Origin of the sequence: Ruegeria sp. HKCCD4315 (assembly GCF_013112245.1) — a bacterium.
Lineage (GTDB): Bacteria > Pseudomonadota > Alphaproteobacteria > Rhodobacterales > Rhodobacteraceae > Ruegeria.
Map to the genome: position 1 here is coordinate 222356 of NZ_WVRN01000001.1, position 22212 is coordinate 244567.

The 22212-nt window shown below is 54.7% G+C and carries 20 protein-coding genes; 9 read left to right on the top strand and 11 right to left on the bottom strand.

Annotated features, from left to right (window positions below; all coding sequences use genetic code 11):
- The first annotated feature begins 10 nt into the window (after positions 1 to 10).
- Entirely contained in the window at positions 11 to 418 is a 408-nt protein-coding gene (locus GS646_RS01030) for a c-type cytochrome (protein ID WP_171183713.1), read from the top strand.
- Here the strand turns inward: GS646_RS01030 and GS646_RS01035 are convergent, their stop codons facing one another.
- Positions 419 to 1591: a cation:proton antiporter gene (locus tag GS646_RS01035; RefSeq protein WP_171183715.1), complete on the bottom strand. Its 1173-nt coding sequence runs from the start codon at positions 1589 to 1591 to the stop codon at positions 419 to 421.
- A gap of 200 nt (positions 1592 to 1791) precedes the next feature.
- Here GS646_RS01035 and GS646_RS01040 point away from each other — a divergent pair, with 200 nt between their 5' ends.
- Positions 1792 to 2241, top strand: a complete 450-nt coding sequence (locus GS646_RS01040) for a phasin family protein (RefSeq protein ID WP_171183717.1) — start codon at positions 1792 to 1794, stop codon at positions 2239 to 2241.
- A gap of 57 nt (positions 2242 to 2298) precedes the next feature.
- A complete protein-coding gene (locus GS646_RS01045; protein WP_171183719.1) occupies positions 2299 to 2706 on the top strand; it encodes a universal stress protein in 408 nt (135 codons plus the stop codon).
- 485 nt (positions 2707 to 3191) lie between these two features.
- Here the strand turns inward: GS646_RS01045 and GS646_RS01050 are convergent, their stop codons facing one another.
- The gene (locus GS646_RS01050) at positions 3192 to 4787 is read right to left on the bottom strand and encodes a GMC family oxidoreductase (protein ID WP_171183721.1); all 1596 of its coding nucleotides are present in this window, start codon (positions 4785 to 4787) and stop codon (positions 3192 to 3194) included.
- A gap of 109 nt (positions 4788 to 4896) precedes the next feature.
- Between GS646_RS01050 and GS646_RS01055 the strand changes: the two genes are divergently transcribed.
- From GS646_RS01055 to GS646_RS01070, 4 genes are all read left to right on the top strand, one after another.
- Positions 4897 to 6135, top strand: a complete 1239-nt coding sequence (locus GS646_RS01055; protein ID WP_171647447.1) for a TRAP transporter substrate-binding protein — start codon at positions 4897 to 4899, stop codon at positions 6133 to 6135.
- A 67-nt stretch (positions 6136 to 6202) separates the two neighbouring features.
- Complete coding sequence (locus tag GS646_RS01060) at positions 6203 to 6868, top strand: TRAP transporter small permease (protein WP_171183725.1); 666 nt, start codon at positions 6203 to 6205, stop codon at positions 6866 to 6868.
- A complete protein-coding gene (locus GS646_RS01065; protein ID WP_171096759.1) occupies positions 6868 to 8226 on the top strand; it encodes a TRAP transporter large permease in 1359 nt (452 codons plus the stop codon). The genes GS646_RS01060 and GS646_RS01065 overlap by 1 nt, the downstream gene beginning before the upstream one ends.
- 11 nt (positions 8227 to 8237) lie before the next feature.
- A complete protein-coding gene (locus GS646_RS01070) occupies positions 8238 to 9017 on the top strand; it encodes an IclR family transcriptional regulator (protein WP_171183727.1) in 780 nt (259 codons plus the stop codon).
- Positions 9018 to 9374: 357 nt separating this feature from the next.
- Here GS646_RS01070 and GS646_RS01075 read toward each other — a convergent pair whose 3' ends face one another.
- Positions 9375 to 9770 (bottom strand): ectoine synthase, encoded by a 396-nt coding sequence (locus GS646_RS01075; RefSeq protein WP_171183728.1) that lies wholly within the window; start codon positions 9768 to 9770, stop codon positions 9375 to 9377.
- A gap of 15 nt (positions 9771 to 9785) precedes the next feature.
- The gene (locus GS646_RS01080; RefSeq protein WP_171647445.1) at positions 9786 to 10535 is read right to left on the bottom strand and encodes an SDR family oxidoreductase; all 750 of its coding nucleotides are present in this window, start codon (positions 10533 to 10535) and stop codon (positions 9786 to 9788) included.
- A 112-nt stretch (positions 10536 to 10647) separates the two neighbouring features.
- Here GS646_RS01080 and GS646_RS01085 point away from each other — a divergent pair, with 112 nt between their 5' ends.
- The gene (locus GS646_RS01085) at positions 10648 to 11526 is read left to right on the top strand and encodes a LysR substrate-binding domain-containing protein (RefSeq protein WP_171183731.1); all 879 of its coding nucleotides are present in this window, start codon (positions 10648 to 10650) and stop codon (positions 11524 to 11526) included.
- 436 nt (positions 11527 to 11962) lie between these two features.
- On the opposite strand, the gene GS646_RS01090 is transcribed toward GS646_RS01085, so the two are convergent.
- The 7 genes from GS646_RS01090 to GS646_RS01120 all read right to left on the bottom strand — a co-directional run bounded on the left by GS646_RS01090 (position 11963) and on the right by GS646_RS01120 (position 21584).
- Positions 11963 to 13651 (bottom strand): ABC transporter ATP-binding protein, encoded by a 1689-nt coding sequence (locus GS646_RS01090; protein ID WP_171183733.1) that lies wholly within the window; start codon positions 13649 to 13651, stop codon positions 11963 to 11965.
- Positions 13648 to 14562, bottom strand: coding sequence for an ABC transporter permease (locus GS646_RS01095; protein WP_171096721.1), 915 nt, complete (start codon positions 14560 to 14562; stop codon positions 13648 to 13650). Before GS646_RS01095 ends, GS646_RS01090 begins: the two co-directional genes overlap by 4 nt.
- Positions 14559 to 15527: an ABC transporter permease gene (locus GS646_RS01100; RefSeq protein ID WP_171096722.1), complete on the bottom strand. Its 969-nt coding sequence runs from the start codon at positions 15525 to 15527 to the stop codon at positions 14559 to 14561. Before GS646_RS01100 ends, GS646_RS01095 begins: the two co-directional genes overlap by 4 nt.
- Positions 15528 to 17081, bottom strand: coding sequence for an ABC transporter substrate-binding protein (locus tag GS646_RS01105; RefSeq protein WP_171183735.1), 1554 nt, complete (start codon positions 17079 to 17081; stop codon positions 15528 to 15530).
- Positions 17082 to 17136: 55 nt separating this feature from the next.
- Positions 17137 to 18711, bottom strand: coding sequence for an ABC transporter substrate-binding protein (locus GS646_RS01110; RefSeq protein ID WP_171183736.1), 1575 nt, complete (start codon positions 18709 to 18711; stop codon positions 17137 to 17139).
- A 662-nt stretch (positions 18712 to 19373) separates the two neighbouring features.
- Positions 19374 to 20174, bottom strand: a complete 801-nt coding sequence (locus tag GS646_RS01115) for a hypothetical protein (protein WP_171183738.1) — start codon at positions 20172 to 20174, stop codon at positions 19374 to 19376.
- A 729-nt stretch (positions 20175 to 20903) separates the two neighbouring features.
- Positions 20904 to 21584 carry a GntR family transcriptional regulator gene (locus GS646_RS01120; protein WP_171183741.1) on the bottom strand — a complete coding sequence of 227 codons (681 nt, stop codon included), beginning with the start codon at positions 21582 to 21584 and terminating at the stop codon, positions 20904 to 20906.
- Positions 21585 to 21708: 124 nt separating this feature from the next.
- Between GS646_RS01120 and GS646_RS01125 the strand changes: the two genes are divergently transcribed.
- Entirely contained in the window at positions 21709 to 22209 is a 501-nt protein-coding gene (locus tag GS646_RS01125) for a TRAP transporter small permease (protein ID WP_171647443.1), read from the top strand.
- The last annotated feature ends 3 nt before the right edge of the window (positions 22210 to 22212 follow it).

A 22212-nucleotide genomic window follows, 5' to 3' on the forward strand; every position in this document is an offset into this window, starting at 1 on the left:
GGAGGAGAATATGCAGGTTTATCGAGGGATTCTACTGGCACTGTTAGGCACGGAGCCTGCACTAGCGCAGGAGGTCAGCGTCAGTGAGGGAAGTGATTTGTACCGGACGTATTGCTGGCAATGTCACGGTTTCGAAGCGACCGGAGACGGGCCAATGGCCGAAATGCTGGCTATTCGAACACCTGACCTTACCAAATTGGCAGGCGAGAACGACGGAGTGTTTCCGATAGATCGCATAGCTGAACAGATTGATGGTCGTTCACAATTGCTCGCCCATGGGGGCGAAATGCCAATCTTTGGCGCGGTGTTTGAAACAGACCAGCAAATCGCAGTGGCTCTACCTAATGGGCAACCTATGATGGTAGGCCTGCCGTTGGCGAATTTGCTCGCCTTCCTTGAATCGATCCAGTCTGAATAGTCACTGACCAATCTGCTGGTCCGTGTCAGCCGTGCGTTTGATTGACATGAGAGTCAGTGGCGGCCCCAACACCTCGAAGGCCACAGTACTGGCTAGAGTAAAGGCCATGATCGACGCGGCCCAATGCGGAAACTGCTCTCCGGCTACAAGGGCCATACCTACCGCGACACCAGCCTGTGGCAACAAAGCGGGACCGTACCAGCGGGTCTGACGGCGAGGCAGGCCGCCCAGTTTTGCTCCGCAGTAACCTCCGACAAGGCGGGCCACGGCACGTAAGAATAGGAAAAGAGCACCAGCCCAGCCCATCAAACCGAAGGCTTCAACTTCCAACGTGGCGCCAGCCAAAAGGAAGAACAGGATCATGAATGGCCACTGAATGTGCTCGATCTCATGAAAAGCACGGTCGTGATGGCGGGCAAGATTCCCAATCACTGCGCCGACAACCATGCCTGCTACTAGAAATGAAACCTGCAGCCAAAGCGCGAGACCCGCTGTAAGAAAGACGATGCCCACTGCTTCTGCCTGCATTGGCTCTCCCGGTTTCAAACGGCCGGTTAGGTAAGCGGACGGAACGCCCAAGGTGACACCCAAAACAATGGCGCCTCCGAAATCCCACATCGCTGCGGCGGTGATGCTGGCCCAACCATCCGAATGACCGGCCAGAACCAGGGCGATGCTGAAAACGATCAGACCCCAAGCGTCATCAATTGCGACGACGCCCTTTAATGTCTCGGTAAAGCTGTTAGACACCCCAGATTGTTTGATCACATCAGTTATGGCGGCCGGAGCCGTAGCTGTGGCAATTGCCGCCAACACCAATGCCAATCCAAACGGCATACCAATTGCGGTCAATCCAGCAGACACGATAACAAGGGTTGCAACCACGATTGAAATCGAAATCGTCAGAATGGCCCGGCCATGTCGAACCAGGTTCTCGCGGGTCAAAGATCCGCCAAGAAGGAACGCGACCATCGTCAAAGCCACAATGGAAATCTCGTCGAACCACATGGCAACGTCGAGTGGGATTAGCCCCATTCCGGCGTTCCCGGCGATCAGACCGAGGAACAGTAAGGTTGTAACACGAGGAAGATGCGTGGCCCGGCCTAGTTGGTCGGCCGCCAATCCGGCAAGAAAGAGAACACCAAGAGTAATCAGAAAGCCGGCAATGTGCATAGAAATCCAAACGTTAAGTTCTTGTCTAGACTACTCTAACTCCAACGCTGCCCTCTAGGAACCGATGTCGGAGAGAATGCGAGTGTCCCGTTGCGGCCTATGCCGAGGGTAATAAAAATAAGGGATTTTGATCTGTATTAAGGCGAAAGCGCGCCGCAGGTGGCACAATAGCCTATTCAGGGAATGAGGAGGATTTTTCGATGCCGACAAAGAAATCTAACACAAATAGCCCGACCTCACTTTTGGATGTTTTCAAGCAAATGCAGCCACCCATGTCTGGCAATCCGGCCTTCGGTGCCCAGATCGAACAATTTTGGGACGCGCAAGAAAAATTGCTCGAAGAAACAGAGGTCTTTGCGCAGCATTGGTTCGAACGGCGTCATGAGGCGGTCCGGACGGCTCTAAAAGCTGCACGCAATGTGTCTTCCACGAACCCGTCCGATCCCTCTAAAGCCTTTCAGAGCATGGCGGAGTGGCAGCGCCATTCGGCGGAGCGGTTGGTTGCTGACGCTCAGGAATGGTTCGAAACCGTGTCCCGCTGTGCATCTTATGTCGCTGAAACCGAAGCTGAAGCTGTTGAGAAAACAGTTGATGATGTTGTAGCCGCTACAAAGAGCGCGGGGAAATCTTCAAAGTCCGAGCCTGTATAGATTTCCTGCTGCCGAGGAACCAAACTGGAATCATCGGAGCAGTAGATAGGAGGTCAAATGTACAAGAATATCCTGATCCCGGTTGCTCTGGACCAAGAACACGACACACAAGCGTCGTTTGAAGCCGCGCGCCAATTGGCTGATGCGGACGCTGTATTCACCGTGATACACGTCCAAGAACCAATTCCGGCGTATGTAGGGTCTCAAATTCCCAGCGAATTACTTGCCAATACGCGGCATGAAATCTTGGAAAACCTGCATCAAACTGCTTCTGAAATTCCAGGCGCGAAGGCTCGGCTCATCTCTGGGCACGCGGGTAGGGCTATTGTCGATTTCGCAAATGAGAGCGACGCGGATTGCATCGTCTTGGCTTCGCACAAGCCTGGTTTTGAGGACATATTTTTAGGTTCCACTGCGAACAGAGTCGTGCACCACGCCAAGTGTTCGGTTCACGTAATTCGGTGATCCAATGTTAGCGGGGTGGCTTCCTTTTTGAGTGGCCCCTACTTAGTGAGCCAAATCCAATCGAGAGGATTGACCGCTGAGCCAAAGAACCCTTGGACTGCAGCTTGCCTGCGGTTTCGAATTTATTAGAACGCTGGATTTCTTTAGTGTGAAGAGCGGTTGCTGGTCGGTCGCTTGGAGGCTTTCGACACTTGGGTTGCTTCGGAGCCTCAGATTGTGTTTCGAGATGTAGTCTACTTTCCTTTTCTTCGAAGGACGGTTGTGCGATGAAGGCCAAATCCTGCTCCCGCAACCAGTGTCGGAAAATCCCAACACAGACCGGTCAAACTACAATTGATCCACAAAATCAATTGCTCGAAGCCTTAACATCCGCAGGATCAAAACCAAAAGGTCAGAGGTTCATATCCTACTCCTCCTACTCCCGTAAACGCTTGGCTCGAACACACAATCAAACCGACGGGTCAAACACCTTACCCGTTGTTGTTTCAGGCATCCGCTCTTATCAAATCACTGGCCTTTTCGCCGATCATGATGGCTGGCGCATTGGTGTTACCACTGACGATTTCCGGCATGATCGAGCAGTCGGCCACACGTAAGTTGGCTATGCCGTGTACTTTTAGTTTTGCATCTACGACTGATGCTTCGGTGCTTCCCATCGCGCAAGTGCCGGTAGGATGATAGATTGATGCGGTGTTTGACCTTACCCAGTCCAGCGTGCCTTCGTAGTCGTCGGAACTCAGCTGAGCCGTTGGCCGAAACTCCTCTGATATTTTCGAGGCTAAAGGATTCTGTTTGGCTATTCTGCGCGCGATGTTCACCCCGTCAACAATGGTTCGGCAATCCGTTTCAGTGGACAGATAGTTCGGTTTTATTTTGAGATGTTTAGTCGGATCCGGACCGTTCAAACAAAGCTCTCCCCGGCTTTCCGGGCGCAGTTGGCAGACCGACATGGTGAAGGCTGAAAACGGATGAACACCCTCGCCGGGGCTGTCAGCGGACCAAGGCTGGACGTGAAACTGGATATCGGGCGTTTCTACATCTGGCCGGGTTTTCATGAAACCGGTGGCAAGGCTGGCCGCCATGGTCATAGGACCTGCACGGAACAATGCGTATTTCAGGGCGATGCGCGCCTGATTAAAAAGGCTGCGGACTTCATCATTCAGCGTCGGCTCATTGCATTTGAATACTAGCCGGGCCTGCAAGTGGTCCTGTAGCCCTTTTCCGACACCCGTCAGGGCGTGCAGCGGCTCGACGCCATTTTCCTTTAGGTGGTCTGGGTCTCCGATCCCTGAAAGCATCAGGATCTGTGGCGAGTTAATCGCTCCGCCGGACAGGATGATTTCACGTCGGACTGTCAGGGTCTTCTCAACGCCGGAACGATCCCGGTAAACCAGACCGGTTGCCTTTTTCCCTTCCAGAACCACGCGCGTTACCAGAGCGTTCGTAATGATGTTCAGGTTTTGTCGATCCCGAATGGGTTTCAGATAGGCAACGGCAGCACTGCACCGGCGGCCATTGCGGGTTGTCAGTTGGAAATAGCCGACGCCTTCTTGCTCGGCCCCATTGTAATCGGGGTTGAAAGGATAACCTGCCGCTTGCGCCGCCGCGACCCAGGCGTCGCAAATCGGGCGCTGAATGCGCATGTTGGACACCGAAAGCGGCCCGCCCACACCGTGAAACTCATCCTCGCCGCGTTCCTGATCTTCGCAGCGTTTGAACAGCGGTAGCACATCGTCCCAGCCCCAGCCCTCGTTTCCCATCTGCCGCCAGCGGTCATAGTCCTCTTTCTGCCCGCGCACGTAGAGCAACCCGTTTAGAGAGGACGACCCACCCAGCACCTTGCCGCGCGGCCAATCGATGGATCGACCGTTCAGACCTGGGTCAGGCTCGGTGCGGTAACACCAGTCGACCGAGGGGTTGTGCATGGTTTTGAAGTAACCAACAGGAATGTGAATCCACGGGTTGGTATCGCGGCCACCTGCTTCTAGCAGTGCGACAGTCGTGTTGGGATCAGCGCTTAGCCGATTGGCGATAACACAGCCCGACGACCCCGCGCCAACAACCGCATAATCCACCTCCATGACTGCCTCCTCCCAATGTCGCTGAAAAAAACTCTATGCAAGTTGATCGAATTATACTAGCATTTTTTGATACAAAAAGTCTCAATAATTGCGATCAGGGAGGTAAGCAATGGAGATCGGTAAGAAACTGAGTGGGATTTCGCGGCGGGATTTCTTCCGCGTGGCAGGTCGTTACGGCATGAGTTCGACTCTGCTGGCAGCAGGCGGGTTCGGTGGGGTGATGAGCTTGGCAAACCTGGCGCAAGCAGCTGAATCCACGTACGAAAAACGGTTTTCGAAAGAGCCCAAACACACGCTTAAGTTTGGCGCTTCAGGCTTTAATACTCGCAACCTTCTGATCGAACGCGCCGGAGCTATCGAGTTTGCGCGCGATCTGGAAGAACGAACAGATGGTGAGATTCGGATCGAGTTTATCGGCGACAATCAGATCTGTGGACAGCTCAGCTGTGTTGAGAAAACCCAGCAGGGAATCGTCGATATATACGCTGCTTCGACCCAAAACTCGGCTGGTGGCGCGCCTTACCTGAACGTGCTGGACTACGCCTATATGTTCCCAAGCCGTGCGGCGCAGTACCATTTCTTCTACAGCCCTGCGAGCCAACGCATTCTCCGCGAACCCCTGGAGAAACGGCATGGGCTGAAGTTCCTCTTTACCCATTGCGAACTGCGTGGCCTGCAAATGGGCTCAACCTTTGCCGATAAGCCTACGGTGACCAAGCTGGAAGAGTTGTTCGGCACCAAGAACCGCGTGACCGGCACGCAGTTGGGCCGGATCGCAATGCAGTTGCTGAACCTGAACCCGGTTCCGGTGGCCTGGGAAGAGACGCTGGATGCGCTGAAAACCGGTCTGATTGACGGGGCTGAAACTTGGGCCTCCGCCGTGGCTTACGCCAATATGGCACCGGTGGTTTCGCAGTCGGTGAACCTGAAGTTCTTCTGTGGCACCGAGCATACGTCGATGTCGGCCAAGGTCTTCGACGGCCTCGGGGGCGAGTTGCAGGACGCAGTGATGGAGTCTTCCTACTTCACTCAGGCGTTGATCCAAGGTGCGAATGAGGCCGCGTTGTTGAACACTGTTGGCTTCTCGGAGCCGCAGCTTCCCAACACGATCTTTGCCGAAAACGGTGTCCGCCCGGCCTTCCTGCCGGACGATCAGATCAAACTGGCCGAAGAGATGTGCGCACCGAACTATAACCCTGAACCTTGGGCGCAGTGGCGTGAACGCCTGAACAAATGGGCGGGCGGCATCGATACGTATCAGGAAATCTACGACATCGCGCGTGAAATTCCGGCTGACACCCTGCCAGAAAACGTAGAGCCGCGCCGTTGGTGGATGGGCCAAGCCTGATAAGCTGATGTGAACCGGCCCCAAACGGGCCGGTTCCAAAAACACACCGACTGGGAGGACGGGGTACATGTCGTTATGGGCAGACATAGGCGCGATCTTCAGCGCCTTTCTCAGCCAGGATTCGTTCGAGATTCAATCCGCTCTGGAATCTGACGCTGCTTGGGTTTTTGGTGCAGTCGTCTCGGCACTTGGCGGTTTTCTGGTCATGTTGCTCTATAGAAAGGTGCCCTTCATAGAACGTCATTTGGAACGATCAGTGATGGTTTATTCCTATCTTGCCATTGCACTGATCATCTTCTGGGGTGTGATCGACCGCTTCGTGTTCAATGATCAAGAACCATGGTCGACGACCATTCCGCCATTGCTGTTTATGGTCATGGCTTGGTTTGGCGCATCTTACAACGTACGCCTTCGTACGCACTTGAGCTTTAGCGAATTCCGCACCGCAATGCCGAGGGCAGGGCAACTCGCTTGCCTGATCCTTGATGCGGTTTTGTGGTTTATTTTTGCAGTGATCGTCATTGTCACCACGTCCCGCCTGGTCGCCCTGTCCGCGTCAAATTTCCAAATCGTACTGGGTACCGACAATGTCATGCAGTGGTGGTTTCTTCTGGCTGCGCCGCTGTCGTTCTTCTTGATGGTAGGGCGCGTGTTTCAAAACCTCGCGGATGATCTGCACAACTGGAAAACTGGCGAACCGCTCATCAAACAGGCCGTGATCGGAGCAGACTAATGACAGATGGAACCATGGTCACACTGATCTCGGTTGGGGTCACATTTCTATTCATGCTGGGCGTGCCGGTTCTGCTGGTCATCGGCTACTGGGTCATCGGTTGTTCGTTTGTCCTTGGCTTGACGCTCGACAATATGGGTGCCGAGTTGCTGAACGTCTTCAACAAGGGTTTCGCCCTGCTGGCGATGCCGCTGTTCATCCTGACCGGAGACCTGATCAACAAATCCGGCATCGCGCGGCGGCTCAGCGATTTCGCATATGCGTGTCTGGGTTGGATACGTGGCGGGTTGGCGATGGCATCGCTGGGGGCGTGCGGGTTGTTCGCCGCTATCTCGGGCTCAAACTCGGCCACGACTGCCACCATTGGTTCCATGTTGCACCCGGAGATGGTCAAGGGCGGTTATGATGAGCGGTTCAGCGCGGCCACTGCGGCGGCGGGGGGCACGGTGGGGATTATCATTCCGCCGTCGATTATTTTCATTGTCTATGGGTTCCTGATGAACCTGCCGATTTCGGAGCTGTTCGTCGCGGGTATCCTGCCCGGCGCGCTGATGGTCATGGGGATGCAATTCGCCTGCTGGATCATCTGCCGCATGAATGGCTGGGGGTATCTTATCCCGCTGCAACTGAATCGGGTGTTGAAAACCGCGTTCGGCGCTTGGCTTGGCTTCTTTGCCATCGGTTTGGTTTTGTGGGGCATCTATACCGGTAAATTCTCACCCACCGAAGCGGCTGGCGTGACTGTTGGATTTTGCGTGATTGCAGGCTTGGTCAGCTATCCGATCAATCGCTTGATGGGCGCTCGCAACAACATTTCACCTACCGAAAAAACCTATGCCGAGATGTTCGTGGTCGAAGGTTTTACGATCCCCGAGATCCCGTCAATTGTGATCCGGTCAGCCCAGATCACAGGCATCCTTGCACCGCTGATCGCAATTTCAGTGGTGATGCAGCAAATCCTGTCGCTGCTGGGGGCACAAGAAACCATTGGGAACTTTGTAACCTCAATGGGCGGCTACCACGCGGTTCTGTTTACCTCGATGGTGATTGTCTTCTTTTCAGGCATGGTGCTGGAAAGCCTGCCAGTGACGATCATCCTTGCGCCGATACTCGCGCCAATCGCGGCCTCGGTTGGAATAGACCCGATCCATTTCTCGGTGATCTTCCTTGTGGGCGCATCTATCGGCTTCATCACGCCACCTTACGGTTTGAACCTCTATGTGGCATCAGGCGTGACGGGTGTGCCCTATTTCCGCCTCTTGCGATACACTGTGCCCTATCTGGCGGCTTTGCTGTCGGTATGGATCTTGGTGTCGCTTGTGCCCGATCTGGCCTTGATCCTGCTGCCAAATAACTAGAATGTTGCGGGATGGCCGAGACGGAAACCCAAGACAAAGAAACTCAGATCCCGACCAACCTGCGCCTTCTTCTTATCCTTGAGGAGGTGGCGCGGCGTGGGGTCGCCATCAAACCAGCAGACCTGATCGAGACTTTGGGGCTGGCGAAGCCCACAGTTCACCGTCTGCTCCAAACAGCTGAGGCCGAAGGTTTCCTGCAGCGAGATCTGGATGGCCGCTCATACGGCCCTGGGCACCGGCTGCGGTTGCTTTCGGTCAATACCATGTCCTCCGAACACCTGCGCACGGCGCGATTGGCAATCTTGCGCAGTGTCGCCGAAAACGTTGGTGAGACTTGCAACTTAGCCATCCCGGACCGGGAAGGAATGATCTACCTCGACCGGGTCGAAACGAAATGGCCGCTACGCATCCAATTGCCTATCGGTACTCAGGTACCTTTCCATTGTACAGCCAGCGGCAAGATGTACCTGTCTACTCTGCGTCAGAAGACGTTGGATGGATTTCTCTCTGCAGGCAATTTGCAACCCCAGAGCGAACGATCCCTAACGGACCCTAAAGCACTACGCGACGAAATCCGCGGAATCTCTGAAAAGGGTTACGCGACAGATGATGAGGAATTCATGGCCGGAATGACGGCCATCGCTGTGCCCATTCGTGATGGACAAGGCAGATTGGTGGGCACACTTTCGGTGCATGCTCCAACCCAACGTCACGATGTCAACAGTCTGCTGTCCTTTCTGAACATCCTGCAAAAAGGAGCAGGTGAACTTTCCGAAATGCTAATTGACTGATGTCTGCTCGTGGCGATCGTCAGGACCGTCGTCACATCAGACTAAAAATGATTTTATCAAGCCGACTGAAGAATTCAGCTATCCGGAAAACGCCGTATTTGGTTGTCGCAAAGTCGGACCTTTTCCGGGCCGAAGTCACCAACCGATCCGACAAGTGAATACAAGCGTTTTTACTCAACAGGTCTGACACTTAAATGCACGCGGCCAAATTCTGATCAGGTGAAGCCACTGGGACCAAAGAAGCCGCTTCGAATGTGCACGGCGCGACGGCAACCCGAGGCGATTGCTGCAATGGCCGAGTGAAGGACGAGGTGCTTCATGCTGCTTTGCGGTCGGATTTTGTCGTTCTGCTCCGATCTACTCAGGTTCAGCTTCGACGCTGTAGCTTCCATCTTCGCGGTGAACTTCGCGCCCGCTGAGAGGTGGGGTGAAGACGCAAACAAGTCTCAGGTCGGTCTCTGTGGCTTGCACCACGTGCCGGTCATGGTGATCCAATGCGTAAAGGGTGAATGGCTCTAGGATATGCCAGGGTTCATCGTCGGCGGCTCTGATCCGACCATTGCCCTCGATACAATAGCAAGCCTCCAGATGGTGGGTGTATTCAAGCTCAAGCGAGGCACCCTTTTCGATGAGCGTGTCAGTGAGCGTGAACCCCATGCCATCCGAGGCCAAAAGCAACCTTCTGCTGTTCCAGCCTGGTCCAGAGACGTCCCGCTCTGTTCCAAGAATGTCTTTGAGTGCTTTGACAATCATTTCACTCTCTCTGTTCTACCTGACTGCGCGGTTCATGCCGCCGTCGGACAGTATACTCTGACCATTGATGTATCGGGCCCCCTTACTTGCGAGGAACACGCATGTCTGGCCAATTTCTTCGAATGTTGCCGCCCGCTGCGCGGGAATTTCCATACGGGCCCGCTCGGACAGGTTCACATTCTCGCAGAACCCGGGAAGTAGGTTGTTCATGCGAATGTTGTACCGCGCATAGCGATCCCCGTAGAGCTTTGAGAAACTGTGCAAAGCACCGCGCAACATGCTCATGGGATAGGGCGCGCGAGGTTCGATTGTGTTCATGGAGGAAATGTTTACGAACGCTCCACCGCCCTGTTCGATCAAGATGGGCGTGACGATGCGAGCAATCTTCACAACGTTCAGCACATACATATCCAGGCTTTCGTGCCACAGCTCGTCGCTCAGTTCCAAAAGCGGCCCGTCAAAATCAGGATCGAAGCCAACAGTTTTGATGGCCTCGGGTACCGAACCACCGTGCCCCATATTGCTGACAATAGCGTCAATCCGACCATACGCGCGCATGGTGTCATCAACCATCGCCTGCAGATCGTCCACATCCAAAACCGAGCCACGGCGGCCGATGCCACCAAGTTCTTCCGCCAGTTCAATCGAGCGATCGGACGGCGACATCAGCGAGACCTTGTAGCCCGCCTTTGCCACTTCAATGGCGCACCCCCGGCCAATGCCTTGGCCCGTACCTGTCATCAGCGCAACTTTGAGTTCGGACATGCGACCCTCGATCAATCAGACCCATGAGATTTCTTAGATTGACCCCGCTATAACTCTTTGTAACCAATGATGCCTATCGAGTTTATCTGATAAGGTTGTTAGTTTTTCTCACATGGCTGAAAATCTCAGACACCTTCGCGCCCTTCAGGCTTTTGACGAAACTGCGACCCATTCCAGCCTGACCAGAGCAGCGGACGTGCTGAATGTCACTCATGGGGCGATCAGTCGACAGATCAAATTGCTAGAGCAACATCTTGGCGTAACGCTTTTTCATCGTCACCCCAATGGCGTTGAGCTAACCGACGCCGGGGAACGCCTGCATCAATCAACACGTGGGGCGTTTTCTGCTTTGCAGTTGGGTGTGACAGAGGTGAAGCGTTTTCATCATCGTCAGTCGATCACGGTGTCTTTGTCGACGTCGCTGGCTCTCAAATGGCTTGTGCCATTGCTGAGTTCGTTTCAGCAAGAGCACCCGGAAATCGCCCTGTTGCTAGACACGAATGATGCCTTTGCAGATTTTGACAGATCCGATGTCGACGTCGCATTGCGGTTTGGGGAACCCAATTGGGACGGGCTTTATCATGAGCAAATCCGAGAAGAGGAATTGATCGTCGTTGCCGCGCCTTCGCTTGTAGAAAACAAGCAGCTACCAATGCGTGCCGGAGAGGTGGCAAAATACCCTTTGTTGCATGATACCTTCAATGCGGGTTGGGACCATTGGGCCTTACAAGTTGGCCTGGACGCGGATCGCATCAAAGCGCGGAACATCAATTTCGTGGACAGTGCTGTTCTTTTGGAAGCTGCGATTGACGGCCAAGGCGTGGCCTTGGCGAGACACCTCTTGGCGGAGAGAGATTTAAAGCTTGGTCGGCTGGTCCGCCTGGATGAAAGCCGCGTGTCATTGAACCGTGGCCTCTATTTCGTCTGCCGAAACGGAGATCAAGATCGTGTCACTGTGAGAACCTTCAAGCGTTGGCTGATGTCGATTTGAGGCGATGTCCCGTAAACGATGCCCCGCTAGGCCATCAAGGGTCCGCTCACTTCAGAAGTCGACTATGTCCGCGAACTTTCAGTTCACTCGGACTCCAATTTCCAAGCGCAGCGAATGGCTGGTCTGACGGGCCACGACGCAGCATCCTCAAGGTCGGTCGAAGGTCGGGAATGGGCCGCCCGTGAAGCCGGGCGGAATTGACATAGCGAACATTATTCCCGAAGGACAAGTCACGCGCGGAATCCGTCGGTTTAGCCCACACTCCAAGCTTGTAAGCTGAACCCGAGACAATCTTAGGCCGACTGGACCGATCTGATGCGCCGAGATGGAAGCATATCCAGTCGGTGTTTGAGTTTAAACTTCCGTTGATTGCTTGCGCTTCCACATCTCCAGCAACGTCTTCTGAAAAAAACCGATGTAAGACTATGTCGTAAGATTATGCCAACTGCTTTAACCGGGGCATCAAATCCAAGAGTTCCCTAGTATACGAATGCTGCGGATCTTCGAACAACGAATCCGTCTCCTGGACCTCAAGCAACTTCCCATTACGCATCACGCCCACCCTGTCACACATCTGACGTACGACCGGGAGATCGTGGCTGATAAAGAGCATGGTCAAGCCGAGATGTTCCTGCAGGTCTTTGAGAATGTTCAGGATTTGCGCTTGAATAGAGACATCCAAGGCGCTTGTCGGTTCATCGCAGATCAGAAAACGGGGCTGAGTTGCGAGGGCGCGAGCAATACAAATACGCTGACGCTGCCCTCCGGAAAATTCATGTGGATACTTACGCCATGCGTCCTTAGCCAGCCCAACCCAGTCGAGCAATTCGCGCACACGTGGTTCGATAGCGGGCTTGGGCAGGATTTTATGGTGATGGATGGGCTCGGCCACGAGATCCCCAACCCTCATGCGGGGATTCAAACTGGAGAACGGGTCTTGAAAGATCATCTGGATCTGGCGGCGGTAGGCTTGCAGAGCCTCTGCCTCCATGACTGTGACGTCTTCGCCATCAAAGATAACCCGTCCGCCATCTACGGGATAGAGCGTTCCAATCATCCGCGCGACCGTGGACTTGCCAGAGCCACTTTCGCCCACAAGGCCGAAAACCTCACCGTCGCGAATGTCGAAACTCACCTGATCGACGGCAGTGAAGTACTTGCGTTGCGATGGTAGCAGCCCACCTTTTTGCAGGAACGTTTTAGTAATGTTTTCGACTTCCAGCAGCTTGCCGGTTTTGGACAGATCAGTCTTGTCCCAATGGGCCGCCAGATCGTCAATCTTGAAGGTTCTTTCCCGCTCGCCATAATTGACCACTGGGAAACGCTCGACCTTGGTGTGCGGGCGCGGCACGGCGGCAATCAGGGATTTGGTATACTCATGTGTCGGCGCGCCGAGGATCTGATCGGTCGTGCCGCTTTCAACCACATGACCGGAATACATCACAGTGACCGTATCGGTGGTGTCGGCGATAACACCCATATCATGGGTGACGAGGATCACGCCGACCTGACGCTCTTTCGCCAGTTCCTTGATCAGATCCAGCACCTGCGCTTGGACAGACACATCCAGGGCCGTTGTAGGTTCGTCCGCGATCAGAACACTGGGTTCGGTACAGAGCGCGAGCGCGATTACCACCCGCTGACGCATCCCGCCGGAAAACTGGTGCGGATACTGGTTGAAACGATCCGCCGGGTCGGGGATGGACACGCGATCCAGCAGGGCAATGGCGCGCTTTTTCGCCTCGGACGCGGACAGGCCAAGATGCAGTTGGATCGTCTCGACCAATTGCTCACCAACTGTGAACAGCGGGTTCAGCGAGGTCAGCGGGTCCTGAAAGATCATCCCGATCTCTTTGCCCCGGATCCGGCGTTTATCCTCGGCGTCCAACTCGTCGATGCGGCGCCCATTCAGCCAGACCTCACCCTCTGACACATGGGCCGGAGGGTCCAGCAGGCCGATCACGGCGTTGCCGGTCATGGATTTGCCTGCACCGCTCTCGCCGACAACGCCCCGGATTTCACCGGGGTGGAGATCATAGGTCACATGCTCGACCGGCTTGAAGATGCCGTGGCGGGTGGGGATTTCCACCGTCAGGTTGCGGATCGAAAGAACGGGATCGGTCATTTCAGCCTCGGGTTCAGAACATCACGCAGCCAGTCGCCCAGCAGGTTCACACTCAGCGCCAGTGCCAGCAGAGTGCAGGCGGGGAAGAACAGGATCCACCACTCGCCCGAGAACAGGAAGCCCTGCCCGATACGAATCAGCGTGCCGAGTGACGGTTGCGTTGGTGGCGCTCCAACACCAAGGAAGCTGAGCGTCGCCTCGGCAATGATCGCCAGCGCCAGCGAGATGGTCGCGATCACCAGAACCGGTGACAGCACATTGGGAAGGATATGGCGCAGCATGATCGTCAGCGGGCTTTGCCCGATGATGCGCGCGGCGGCGACATAGTCCTTGTTTTTCTCGACCAGCGTTGCGCCCCGGACGACACGAGCGAACTGCACCCAATCGGACAGGCCAATGGCCAGGATCAGCACCCAGATCGCCATTTGGTCGCGATATTCCACCGGAGTAATGCCTTTGGCGATGCCAAAGATCAGCATAGCAAGCAGGATAGAAGGGAAGGTCAGTTGCACATCCGCTGTACGCATAATGATCGTTTCGGTCCAGCCGCCGAAATAGCCCGACAACAAACCCAGAATAATGCCCAGAACCATGGCGAACAGAACGGCCGCCACCCCAACAAATAACGAGATCCGCATTCCGTACAGGATGGTCGAAAACACATCCCGCCCCTGATCGTCGGTGCCCATCAGGAAGCTTTCGCCTGTAAAGGCATTGGGTTCCATCGGCGGGGTGAAGCCGTTCATCAGGTTCAGGCTGGCCGGGTCAAACGGGTTTGTCGGCGCAATCAACGGTGCAAGGATGGTGGCGAGGATGAGGATCAAAGCCACCGTGGCCGAGACCATGGCCACGGGCGACCGGCGAAAGGCGTAGAACTGGTCGCTGTCCAGAATGCGTCTCACTCGGCTCATGCGCTGACCCTCAGGCGCGGGTCGATGAAGGCATAAAGGATGTCGACCGCAAGGTTGATGGTGACAAAGATGACCGAAATCATCATCAGGTAAGCTGCCATGACAGGAATATCCACGAACTGGATTGCGTTGATGAACAGAAGGCCGAGACCCGGCCACTGGAACACCGTCTCGGTGATGATGGCGAAGGCGATGATGGCCCCCAGTTGCAGACCGATGATGGTGATAACCGGGACCATGGTGTTTTTCAGCGCATGGCGGAAATTGATGGTCCGGTCGCTGAGGCCGCGGGCGCGGGCAAAGCGGATATAGTCTTGCCGGAGGACTTCCAGCATCTCGGACCGCACCAACCGCATGATTAGGGTCATCTGATACAGACCCAATGTAATCGCTGGCAAGATCAGCGCCTTAAGCCCGCTGCTGGTCAGCAAGCCGGTGTTCCACCAGCCCAGATCCACAACCTCTCCGCGCCCAAAGCTTGGTAGCCATCCAAGCTCGACCGAGAAGACGTAAATCAACAGGATGCCGATCAGGAAGGTGGGCAGGGATACCCCGATCAGAGAGGCTGACATGATGAAATTCGCGGCAAACCCGTCTCGCCGGATTGCGGTGAAAACACCCAGTGCGATGCCTAAGACTATGGCAAATACGGCCGAGACCAGCGCCAGTTCCAGCGTCGCCGGAGCGCGTTCGGCCAGGATTTCAGCGACCGGACGCCCCTGACGGAAGCTGACGCCGAAATTGCCCTGTACCGCTTCTTGCAGAAACTTCACATATTGCACCGGAAACGGCTGATCGAGTCCCAACTGAGCGCGCAGACGTTCCACATCTTCCATGGTCCGCTCTTGCCCCAGCATGTTGTCGATCGGATCACCGACAAAGCGGAACATGGAAAAGGCGACAAGGCCCACGACGAACAGAACCAGCGCCGACTGGGCAACGCGCCTGATAATGTATGACAGCATTTAGTTGACCGTGACCCAGCGCAGAAGGAAGAAATTGTCGGGCCGTTGTGTCAGCTCGATATTGCTGCGCGCGCCCCAGACCAACGGCTGGACGTAAAGGGGCACATAGGCGACCTCATCCTGAAGTATGCCTGCAACCTCATCCAGCATAGCCTGACGGGTAGGCTCATCGATCTCGGACTGGATTAGTGGCAGCAATTCATCCACGCGGGCGTTGGAATAGCCGCCAAAGTTCCACGAACCCAGCTTCTTTTCCTCATTTGGTGTCGATGCGAGGAAACGCACAGGATGTTCGGCGTCAAATGTGCCCGGTGACCAGCCCAGCAGATACATATCGAAGTTGTCGGCGCGCAGCTCAGGCCAATAATTTTGCACGGGCATCGCATCGAGCGTCACATTCAATCCAACTTGCGTCAGCATGGCGGTAATGGCCTGACAAACGGATTCGTCGTTTAGGTAGCGGTTGTTGGAGCATTTGAAGCTGACTTCGGCCCCTTCGGCTCCCGCTTCGGCCAGCAACGCCTTCGCACCTTCTGGGTCGTAGGCATATGGGTCTGCGTTTGCAGCCGAATAGCCACGCATCGCCGGGCTGACCAACTGGCTTGCCACTTCGGCGTTGCCGCGCATGATGGTTTGCAGGATGGCTGGTACGTTAACTGCTTTGGCAACGGCCTCGCGTACGCGCACGTCGCCAAAAACGTCGGTCCCGCCTTGGCCCGTTTCACTTGCGCCTTCCTGCTGGTCGAAGCCCAGCATGATGACACGTGCTTCGATGCCCTGAATGACTTTCACGTCCGGGTTGCCCTGCAACCGGGCGACGTCCTGAATGGGAACCGGGTTGATGAAATCCACATCGCCTGAAAGCAGAGCTGCCAGAGCGGTCGCTGGATTCTGGATAGGCACCAGTTCGGCACGAGTCAGGTTGTGCTCGGTCTCGCCCCACCAGCCTTCGAAGGGCTCTAGAACCGTGCGCAGGCCCGGCTCTCTCGCGGTGACGCGGAAGGCACCGGTACCGTTGGCGTTGAGCGTTGCGTAGTTACCTGCTTCTTTGTCGGGAAGGGCTGTGTCATTCGCCTCGGCCCAGCCGCTATCCATGATCATCCAGTTGGCGATGCTGTCGGGAAAGATTGGGTTTGGTGCGGTGGTCATCACGTCGACGGTGTAATCGTCAACCTTGACCACCTCGCTGACGGGCGCGAACCAGCTGCGGGTGTCCGAGTTTTCGTCAGACGCCCGCTGGTACGAGAAGATCACGTCATCCGCATTGAATTCAGACCCATCATGAAACGTTACGCCCTCGCGCAGCTTGAACCTCCATCCAGCTCCGTCGCCGATGGTTTCCCAACTGGTCGCAAGCGCCGGTTCGATGGTCATATCCTTGCCTCGCCGAACAAGCCCTTCGTAGACATTGTTCAAAAAACCCAGAACGGGGGCGGAGTTGACCGCATGAGGATCCATTGTTTGCGGGTCCGTTGTAACGGCAAACGTGAACTCTTCGGCTGCTACGGGTAAGGCAAGCGCGCCCAAAAGCGCGGCAGTGGTCAGACGTTTCATGATAGCTCCCACTTTTTGGTGGCGGGCCCCGTATTTCGAGGCCCGGCCACGTTTCTTAGTTCAGGCCGAAGTGCTTGACCATAGGCTGATCTTCAGGATCAACGTTGATGTCCAGGTTTTCAGCCATACCCCAGTTCAGCACCTGATGGTGGATTGGAATATAAAGCTGTTCATCCTGCACCACGCGCCAGATCTCGGCGATAGCCTGATCTCGCGCAACAAGATCCGTGTTCGAGGCCAGCGACTTGATCTTGGCATCCAACTCATCATTGTCATACCCGGTGCCGTTCCACGTCCCGATGTCGCTTTCGCGGCCATGGACGAGGAAGTTGAAAATGTACTCCGAGTCATAGGTCGGAACGCCCCATCCCAGCATGTAGAAATCGGTCTTGCCATCCGTGATCAGCGGGAAGTGCTGTGCCTTGGGTTTGGCATCCAGATTCACCGTAATGCCGATCTGACCCAGCATCCCGACAGCGGCCTGACAGATACCTTCGTCGTTGATGTAGCGGTCATTGGGGCAATCCAGCCGGATCGAGAAGCCGTCGGGATAGCCCGCCTCGGCCAAAAGAGCCTTCGCGCCTTCAACATCCGTGCTGCTTTCACCGTCCATCTCGGCGGTCCAGCCGTTGACGAAGGGCGGTGCGATCATCCCGGCAGGTTGCGACTGACCGCGCATAACCACCTGTTGGATGGCGTCCCGGTTGATCGCCTTGGACATGGCCTGACGTACCCGGACGTCGGCAAGGGGGTTCTTGCCATCGACGTTGTCCGCTTCGATATCATCCCCGCCCTGGTTCATACCAAAGAAGATCACCCGGTTTTGCGGTGCTTGCTTGACGACCAAGCCGTCCACAGCATTCACCCGGTCCAGATCCTGCACCGGCATATCCTGAAGGAAGTTCACCTCGCCCGACAGCATCGCCGCAACGCGGGTGGCGTCGTTCTGGATCGGTGTATAGATGATTTCGCTGATCGCCATCGGGAACTGATCACGACCCCAATAGTCTTCGTTCCGCTCCATCACGGTTTTCACATCGGGCTCGCGGCTAACCAGCTTGTAGGGGCCGGTGCCATTTACATTCACAGTCGCAAAGGTGATCTCACCACCTTCAAAGTCCTGAACGTTGACCGCGTTGTTCGCCGCGGTCCAGCCTTTGTCCATGATAAACAGGTCGGTCAGGTTCGCCGGCAGGATCGGGTTCGGGCCGTCGGTCACGATCTCGACCGTGTGGTCATCAACAGCACGCACCTCGACAATCGAGTTGATTAGCTCTTTCATGTCCGAGTTTGGTTGTTTCGCGCGGTTGATACTGAACACTACATCTTCTGCGGTGAAATCAGCACCGTCATGGAACTTCACGCCCTGACGCAGGTTGAACACCCAGACATTCGGATCACTCTCGCTGGGGGCCCAATCGGTGGCCAGCGCAGGCTCAAAAGCGCCGGACGTGTCGCGGATAATCAGAGGTTCATACATCTGGTGGCGCACGGTATGCGTGGGCCCTTCGTTTTGCGAATGCGGGTCAAGCGTCAGCGCATCCCCCGAGCGCGCCCAACGCAGGGTTTCTGCATTGGCCAGCGACGTCGTCGTCATCAACAGCGCAAGCGCGAGTATTGGTTTGTTCATGTTTTTCTCCCATTTTGCAGATGCTTATCTGCTTTGAATTCGCGATGCTCTGTCGCAAATTTCTGTGAACGTTATGGTTGTGGATAGCATACCAACTGCGAATGCATGTCAATCGTTCAACGCGGTGCAGAGTTGCCAAACGTTTGAAACGCGGGACTTTTAGATGGCAGCTTCCCTCCAAAAACGTCGCATCAAGTGTCTATTGCTCAGGCGAGACGAAAACAAACCGCAAAAATCAAGCTTCCCGTAATGGTAAGTAAATCCAGGTGGCGCTGACGGGAACGGCGTTTTTCAGAGTCTGGATAAATGTCCGCTTTTTGAAGCGATTGCCCCACTGCCTTAGACTTGCTGCCAGATTTGTAATCCTCCCGAGGTTTTTTCGCTCGTTTGCCAAGTACACAAGTTGGTTGTTCAAGCAAAACACACCAACGGCAGATTAACCTCGGATAACAGAAGTTTAGTGACGAGTTGCGTATGTCGGGTTCGCGCCTATTCCTGACTTTTCAATTGCGGTCGACACCGGTGGTTGTGCCCTTCCGCAATCAAATTTCAATCAGAACGTTCGATCTAAAAACAGTCCACCGGACTGTCCGCTCAACAGACAAACAGGTAAACTGCATGATGAACGCGGAGAAGTCTGCTGAGCGGCGTGATTGCGGAGCTTAAATGACCGGATATCGAGCAGGGTCTATACCGTGACGTTTGCAGACGACATCAATGTAGCTTCCTTCGGGCGGCAACCCACCGTAATGCGCCCTTATGTTGCTTCTGGTTTCGCCTTGGAAATGATGGAAACGAACCCAATCGGGTTCGTAGTCATCTAGACCACGTTCAGGATCCAAAAAACCGCGACGCGGAAAATACAAATGCCAGTGCTGGCCGCGACTGATCTCGCCGGTCGCGTTTAGGGCCCAGCGGGTGACACTGGGGCCGGTTGTCGTCCAGGGCAGGTCATACAGCGTAAATCGATCGCCTGCCTGGTATCGGTCAACTAACTTCTGTGTGCGTTCCGGTCCGAGCCAAAACGGAAATGGCACATCAGATTCCAAGAAGTTGATGATAAGTTTTAGGGCCAGTGAACCCTTTGGGAGACGCAGAACGCAGTTGTTCATCGAGTTGTTCCGCCTAATCAGGCCGAACAGATAATCGGAATTCACGTGCAGGGGATTTACGCAATATATGTCCAGATCGACCCAGACGTAATCGGTTTTTTGCATCAGATAGATTCGGAACACATCCGAATACACCGCGGCGCGTTTGCGTGACGCATCAAGCTGGTCGGTTTTGCCCACGCCATATATTTCGCGGGCGTCATGGACGATGACACCGTCCGGGACATCAATGTCCAAATCCAGAACATAGAGATGATACGTGTAGCCATGGTCGAGAAAGGACTGAATACAGACTCGCTCCACGCAAGAGAGCGATTGTCCGTACCAAAAACTCGCCACCTCAAAATCCAAAACATCGTTCCCTTTGCAACGGTTTGATACAGTGTCTCTACCTAAGGGATTTGGAGGTCGTCAACGACCGGATGATGCTTCTCGATCGTTGTGTTTTATTGTCCACATGCCGATTGGTTCTGTGTCGATGTTTCTGCGTGAATCCAAGTGGAAGTGTATAATCGAAAAGAACCTTGGGCGGGTTCTGCAGACTTATTCAAGTTAAGTTGGATTCACCCTAGATCTGTCTACCGTTGTCGCATCTCCCATCAGTGCTTTTCCTGTAGATCCTGCCGCGCGAGTTCCTGTATTTGCAAACAAAGTGAACTCCTGCCTAGTTGGTTGTGCCTCTTCATCTTCGTGCGAATTTATCAGTCAACGGCGAAAGGCTTTGCCCAGCTTGGCTTTTACCGCATGATGTCAATAGGTTGATGGCGGAAAAGAAGTCAGTATAACTAATCCTGCAGGTATTTGTTAAATATATAGTAAATTGATCTATGTTGAATGTATACCACGGTAGATACCACACAACGATCGATTTCAAACGAGGCACAGCGCAAGGTGTCTTATGACAAGATGTTGGTAAAACAATATAGCAGACACTCACACAGATTGCAGCTAAAGACCGCTTTGAGCCCAACGCCGACCTCGACTTTTTCGCGTGGTCTAGTCAATCGCGAGGGTAACCCGACCTTCGCTGCGGGTGCGAGTTGAGACGTCGTGCGTGCTGCAGGCAGGACACAGAAGCGCTTAATTCACGTGCTGGGTCTGGCTGTCCGCTTTAGTTGCGTCACTCCAATAGGACCCTTCTTTCCTGTCTATGTGGAGTTTCAGCACGTCTAGCGCTTTTGAAACATCGCCATTCTCGACGCACTGAAGCAACTCAATGTGCTCCCGATAGGACTTAGCCATGTGATCCGGGTGGTGCCCCAACCGGCTGCGCAATGCTGCCATTTTAAGAGCAATCGTCTGGTACGCGTCATTCAGAAACCGATTATCCGCACAATCAAACAGGCATTGGTGGAAAAGAGTATCCTGATACAGGTATTCTGCATCATCCGCCGCCCCTCGCGCCGCTTTCATCCGATTGATGCAATCGTTAAGCGCGGTATACAGCTCTTGCGGGTTTGCCTGCATGGCCGAGGTTAAAGCGGTTGTCTCAAGGCAGACACGCGCGTCGCAGAGCTTTGCCAATTCTTCGGGCTCCAAGTTGAACACGAAGGACCCACGTTGCGGTTCGACTACGAGCAGCCCTTCCATTTCAAGTCGATTGATTGCCTCACGAACAGGTGTGCGGCTGACCTCAAGGTTCTTGGCGATTCGAGCCTCAGACAGCTGCTCACCCAGTTCGAACTCGCCTTTGATAATCCGCTCGCGCAGGTTTTCGGTCACCAATTCCGTCAATGATTTCGGTCTGTTGAATGGGCTCATGTCGCTCTCCTCAGTTCGACAGTAGCAGCGATGTATCTGGCATACAATGTGTTAGTGTTGACACATTAGCATACTGTATGCCAGTTTTGATTCTCACAAAGAGACGGCATCGGGAGGGGCGTCTTTGCAAACTCTAGAAACATGGATTGTTGCATTGAATCGGGCGCTGGTGGCTTTGGCGCTCGCTACGGTCTTTGCAATCGTCTTTGCCAATGTGGTGGGGCGGTACGGTTTTGGTACGTCCCTGGCCTGGGTTGAAGAGGTCGCAAGACACCTAATGATCCTCGGCGCTTTTTGCGGTGCTGGTCTTGCCTTGCGAGAGGGCCGGTTGGTCGCGATCACCACAATTCCGGATTTGCTACCCGAAGCTCTGGCCCGACTGCTGCGCTGGGCCATCGTCTTCGTCATGTTTGCCTTCATGGCGACGATGCTGTGGCTGGGTGTCAAGTTCGTTGAATTCGGCTGGAACAAGGAAACCATGTCCACCGGCATTTCACGCGGCATCCCCTATCTCGCTATCCCAGTCGGGTGCGCTTTGTTCCTGATTCAGTTGGCCTTTTTCGCAAAACGTTTCGTAAGCCAAGAGTTTGAACACGGCCCCAGCGCCAAGAGCGAAGAGGCGTAGGTC

Excerpts from the sequence above, each read along its gene's own strand:
- GS646_RS01030 (WP_171183713.1), top strand. The coding sequence starts at position 11 with ATGCAGGTTTATCGAGGGATTCTACTGGCACTGTTAGGCACGGAGCCT.
- GS646_RS01035 (WP_171183715.1), bottom strand. The coding sequence starts at position 1,591 with ATGCACATTGCCGGCTTTCTGATTACTCTTGGTGTTCTCTTTCTTGCC.
- GS646_RS01040 (WP_171183717.1), top strand. The coding sequence starts at position 1,792 with ATGCCGACAAAGAAATCTAACACAAATAGCCCGACCTCACTTTTGGAT.
- GS646_RS01045 (WP_171183719.1), top strand. The coding sequence starts at position 2,299 with ATGTACAAGAATATCCTGATCCCGGTTGCTCTGGACCAAGAACACGAC.
- GS646_RS01050 (WP_171183721.1), bottom strand. The coding sequence starts at position 4,787 with ATGGAGGTGGATTATGCGGTTGTTGGCGCGGGGTCGTCGGGCTGTGTT.
- GS646_RS01055 (WP_171647447.1), top strand. The coding sequence starts at position 4,897 with ATGGAGATCGGTAAGAAACTGAGTGGGATTTCGCGGCGGGATTTCTTC.
- GS646_RS01060 (WP_171183725.1), top strand. The coding sequence starts at position 6,203 with ATGTCGTTATGGGCAGACATAGGCGCGATCTTCAGCGCCTTTCTCAGC.
- GS646_RS01065 (WP_171096759.1), top strand. The coding sequence starts at position 6,868 with ATGACAGATGGAACCATGGTCACACTGATCTCGGTTGGGGTCACATTT.
- GS646_RS01070 (WP_171183727.1), top strand. The coding sequence starts at position 8,238 with ATGGCCGAGACGGAAACCCAAGACAAAGAAACTCAGATCCCGACCAAC.
- GS646_RS01075 (WP_171183728.1), bottom strand. The coding sequence starts at position 9,770 with ATGATTGTCAAAGCACTCAAAGACATTCTTGGAACAGAGCGGGACGTC.
- GS646_RS01080 (WP_171647445.1), bottom strand. The coding sequence starts at position 10,535 with ATGTCCGAACTCAAAGTTGCGCTGATGACAGGTACGGGCCAAGGCATT.
- GS646_RS01085 (WP_171183731.1), top strand. The coding sequence starts at position 10,648 with ATGGCTGAAAATCTCAGACACCTTCGCGCCCTTCAGGCTTTTGACGAA.
- GS646_RS01090 (WP_171183733.1), bottom strand. The coding sequence starts at position 13,651 with ATGACCGATCCCGTTCTTTCGATCCGCAACCTGACGGTGGAAATCCCC.
- GS646_RS01095 (WP_171096721.1), bottom strand. The coding sequence starts at position 14,562 with ATGAGCCGAGTGAGACGCATTCTGGACAGCGACCAGTTCTACGCCTTT.
- GS646_RS01100 (WP_171096722.1), bottom strand. The coding sequence starts at position 15,527 with ATGCTGTCATACATTATCAGGCGCGTTGCCCAGTCGGCGCTGGTTCTG.
- GS646_RS01105 (WP_171183735.1), bottom strand. The coding sequence starts at position 17,081 with ATGAAACGTCTGACCACTGCCGCGCTTTTGGGCGCGCTTGCCTTACCC.
- GS646_RS01110 (WP_171183736.1), bottom strand. The coding sequence starts at position 18,711 with ATGAACAAACCAATACTCGCGCTTGCGCTGTTGATGACGACGACGTCG.
- GS646_RS01120 (WP_171183741.1), bottom strand. The coding sequence starts at position 21,584 with ATGAGCCCATTCAACAGACCGAAATCATTGACGGAATTGGTGACCGAA.